A 4,634-nucleotide genomic window follows, 5' to 3' on the forward strand; every position below is an offset into this window, starting at 1 on the left:
GTTTAGCGGCTTTCTTTTGCCTACTTTTCTTTGCCGCGGCAAAGAAAAGTAGGTGCTGCCCCGCACAGGGGCGACGCATGAAGTACTGACATCGAATCGCGGATGCCAACGAAAAAAGCCAGACCGTCGCAAGACAACAAAAAAACCTTAACCCGGCACCCGAACCCACCCTTCCATCAACACCCTGGCACTACGACTCATCACAGCCTTCTTGACAACCCACTCTCCATCCTCGAGAGAAGCAAGCGCACCGACCCGCAAAGTGCCAGAAGGATGCCCAAACCTCACAGCCTCGCGTTCCCCGCCACCTGCAGCAAGATTAACCAAAGTACCAGGAATAGCAGCAGCAGTGCCAATAGCAACAGCAGCCGTCCCCATCATCGCGTGATGCAGTTTCCCCATCGACATTGCCCGCACAAGCAGATCGACATCGCCAGCACCGACGGACTTGCCACTCGAAGCAACATACGCCGCAGGCCCAGAAACAAACGCAACCTTGGGCGTATGCTGCCGCGTAGCAATCTCATCGAGACTCTTGATCAACCCCATCCGTAGCGCGCCATGCGCACGAATCGTCTCGAACTTCTTCAGCGCCGCATCATCGCTATTGATTGCATCCTGCAACTCGGTGCCTGTATATCCAATCGCGTCAGCATTGACGAAGATCGTCGGAATCCCCGCGTTGATCATCGTCGCCTTCAGCGTGCCGACACCAGGCACGTCGAGATCATCGACGAGATTACCGGTCGGGAACATCGAACCCCCAGCGCCTTCTTCTTCCGCAGCCGGGTCCATAAACTCAAGCTGAACTTCTGCAGCAGGAAACGTCCCGCCATCGAGTTCAAAGTCTCCTGTTTCCTGCACGGAACCATTGCTCATCGGCACGTGCGCAATAATTGTCTTGCCGATATTGGCCTGCCAGATACGCACCACTGCAACACCGTTATCGGGCACGCGCTCAGGGTCGATCAGTCCACCACTGATCGCAAACGGTCCCACGGCCGCAGAGAGATTCCCGCAATTGCCGCTCCAATCGACAAACGGCCTGTCAATCGATACCTGACCAAACAGATAATCGACATCATGATCCGGCCGACTGCTCTTCGCGACGATCACCGTCTTGCTCGTGCTCGACGTCGCGCCGCCCATGCCGTCGATCTGCTTGCCATACGGGTCCGGGCTGCCGATCACGCGCAGCAGTAACGCATCGCGCGCGGCGCCGGGCGTCTGTGCGGCTTCGGGCAAGTCCTTCAGGCGAAAGAACACGCCTTTGCTGGTGCCGCCGCGCATGTACGTGGCGGGAATCTTGATCTGAGGTGCGTGTGCCATAGGTCTGAATCCTGATATGAACTGTCGGTGCGTCTCAGGCTGCGGCCTTCGACGATTCCAGGAAATCCTGCGCGAAGCGTTGCAGCACGCCGCCCGCTTCGTAGATCGATACTTCTTCCGCCGTGTCGAGCCGGCACGTCACCGCGACTTCGACACGTTCGCCGTTCGCGCGCTGGATCACCAGCGTCAGATCGGCACGCGGCTTGCGCTCGCCGATCACGTCATACGTCTCGGTGCCGTCGATGCCCAGCGTCAGGCGGTTCACGCCCGCCTTGAACTCCAGCGGCAGCACGCCCATGCCGATCAGGTTCGTGCGGTGAATGCGCTCGAAGCCTTCCGCCACGATCGCCTCGACGCCCGCAAGCCGCACACCCTTGGCTGCCCAGTCGCGCGACGAACCCTGGCCGTAGTCCGCGCCCGCGATGATGATCAGCGGCTGCTTGCGCTCCATGTAGGTTTCGATCGCTTCCCACATGCGCGTGACCTTGCCCTCCGGCTCGACGCGCGCAAGCGATCCCTTCTTCTGCTGACCGTCGACCACGGCCATTTCGTTGATCAGCGTCGGGGTCGCAAACGTGGCGCGTTGGGCCGTGAGGTGATCACCGCGATGCGTCGCGTACGAGTTGAAATCCTCTTCGGGCAGGCCCATTTTCGTGAGGTATTCGCCCGCTGCGCTGTTCGCAAGAATCGCATTCGACGGCGACAGGTGGTCGGTCGTGATGTTGTCGCCGAGCACGGCAAGCGGACGCATGCTCTTGAGCGTGCGCTCACCCGCCAGCGCGCCTTCCCAGTACGGCGGACGGCGAATGTAGGTGCTTTGCGCGCGCCAGTCATACAGCGGGCTGATCGCTTCGCCGCTGGCCGCTGTGACGGCGAACATCGGCTCATACACCTTGCGGAACTGCTCGGGCTTCACGCTTTGCGCGACGATTGCATCAATCTCTTCATCGCTCGGCCAGATATCTTTCAGATAAACGGGCTTGCCGTCCTTGTCATGACCCAGCACATCGCGTTCGATGTCGAAACGGATCGTGCCCGCAATCGCATACGCAACCACCAGCGGCGGCGAGGCGAGAAACGCCTGCTTTGCATACGGATGGATACGGCCATCGAAGTTACGGTTGCCCGACAGCACCGCCGTTGCGTACAGATCGCGATCGATGATCTCCTGCTGGATCACAGGGTCGAGCGCGCCCGACATTCCGTTGCACGTCGTACACGCAAACGCGACGATGCCAAAACCGAGCTTCTCCAGATCGGGCAGCAGATCCGCTTCCTGCAAGTACAGTTCGACGGCTTTCGATCCCGGCGCAAGCGATGACTTCACCCACGGCTTGCGCGTCAGGCCGCGTGCATTCGCATTGCGCGCGAGCAGCGCGGCAGCGATGACGTTGCGCGGATTGCTGGTGTTCGTGCAACTCGTGATGGCCGCGATGATCACGGCGCCATCGGGCATTTGCCCCGGCACGTCCTCCCATCTGCCTGCGATGCCGCGCTCGGCGAGATCGGAAGTCGGCAGGCGCTTGTGCGGATTCGACGGACCCGCCATATTGCGCACGACCGTCGACAGATCGAACCTGAGCACGCGCTCATATTCGGCGTGCTTCAGCGTGTCGGCCCACAAACCTGCTTCTTTTGCATACGTCTCGACCAGTTTCACTTGCGCATCGTCGCGGCCCGTGAGACGAAGATACTCGATGGTCTGTTCGTCGATGAAGAACATCGCAGCCGTTGCGCCGTATTCGGGCGCCATGTTGGAGATCGTCGCGCGGTCGCCGAGCGTGAGGCTCGATGCACCTTCACCGCGAAACTCCAGATACGCGCCGACCACTTTCTCTTTGCGCAGGAACTCCGTCAACGCAAGCACGATATCGGTAGCGGTGATGCCGGGCTGACGCTTGCCCGACAACTCCACGCCGACGATATCCGGCAGCCGCATCCACGATGCGCGGCCGAGCATCACGTTCTCCGCCTCCAGCCCGCCGACGCCGACAGCGATCACGCCAAGCGCATCGACATGCGGCGTATGGCTATCCGTGCCCACCAGCGTATCGGGATACGCGACGCCATCTGCCGCGTGGATGACAGGCGACATCCGTTCCAGATTGATCTGATGCATGATGCCGTTGCCAGGCGGAATCACCTCGACGTTCTTGAAGGCCTTCTTGGTCCAGTTGATGAAGTCGAAGCGGTCTTCGTTGCGCCGGTCTTCGATCGCGCGGTTCTTCGCGAAGGCATCGGGATCGAAGCCGCCGCATTCGACTGCGAGCGAGTGATCGACGATCAGTTGCACCGGTACGACGGGGTTCACCTTGGCCGGGTCGCCGCCCTGATCGGCAATCGCATCGCGCAAGCCGGCGAGATCGACGAGTGCCGTTTGCCCGAGAATGTCATGGCACACGACGCGCGCCGGGAACCACGGAAAATCCAGCTCGCGCTTGCGTTCGATGCTCTGCCGCAGCGAATCGGTCAGCGTGGCGGGATCGCAGCGGCGCACGAGGTTTTCGGCGTGCACGCGCGATGTGTACGGCAGCTTGTCGTAAGCGCCAGGCTGGATGGCGTCGATGGCGGCGCGCGTGTCGAAGTAATCCAGCGACGTGCCGGGCAGCGGTTTGCGGTGAGCAGTATTCATGGCGTAGGGACACAGACGGTAATAATCGGGAGCGGCCTTGCGCGGAAAGCGCCGGCTCGCGTCCACGTTCTTCTTGCGAAGTGTAGCGCGTCGACAGTCGCGCAGTGCAGCAATGGACCTTCGAGAAAAAAGCAGCCCTGGCTCGCGGGTATCGACGAGCCAGGGCTGAACTGCATCGCGGCTCTCACTTCCGCGACAGCAACAGTGGTCTCGATCAGGCGCGTTTTGCGAGCGGCACGAAGGTCAGGTCGTCCGGACCCGTGTAATTCGCGCTCGGACGAATGATCTTGTTGTCGATGCGTTGCTCGATGATGTGCGCGGCCCAACCCGAGGTGCGCGAGATCACGAACAGCGGCGTGAACATTGCCGTCGGCACGCCCATCATGTGATACGACACGGCGCTGAACCAGTCGAGATTCGGGAACATCTTCTTTGCATCCCACATCACGCTTTCGAGCCGCTCGGCGATATCGAACATCTTTGTGTTCGACGCTTCTTTCGAGAGCTTCTTCGCGACGTCCTTGATGACCTTGTTGCGCGGATCGGAGATCGTATAGACAGGGTGGCCGAATCCGATCACGACTTCCTTGTTCTCGACGCGGCGGCGGATATCGGCTTCTGCTTCGTCCGGCGTCTGGTAGCGCGACTGGATCTCGAAGGCGACTTCGTTGGC

Annotated in this window: 3 protein-coding genes; all 3 read right to left on the reverse strand. The window is 60.7% G+C overall.

Features of this window, described 5'->3' with window-relative positions; all coding sequences use genetic code 11:
- Nucleotides 1-147: 147 nt before the first annotated feature.
- Nucleotides 148-1,329, reverse strand: coding sequence for a 2-methylaconitate cis-trans isomerase PrpF (gene prpF, locus DK391_RS43900; protein WP_109484254.1), 1,182 nt, complete (start codon nt 1,327-1,329; stop codon nt 148-150).
- Between the two features lie 34 nt (nt 1,330-1,363).
- Nucleotides 1,364-3,961 carry a Fe/S-dependent 2-methylisocitrate dehydratase AcnD gene (gene acnD / locus DK391_RS43905; protein WP_109484255.1) on the reverse strand — a complete coding sequence of 866 codons (2,598 nt, stop codon included), beginning with the start codon at nt 3,959-3,961 and terminating at the stop codon, nt 1,364-1,366.
- A gap of 214 nt (nt 3,962-4,175) precedes the next feature.
- A partial coding sequence (locus DK391_RS43910; protein ID WP_275426853.1) for a citrate/2-methylcitrate synthase occupies nt 4,176-4,634 on the reverse strand: 459 nt, incomplete at its 5' end.

The organism is Paraburkholderia sp. C35 (genome assembly GCF_003121405.1).
Classification (GTDB): domain Bacteria; phylum Pseudomonadota; class Gammaproteobacteria; order Burkholderiales; family Burkholderiaceae; genus Paraburkholderia.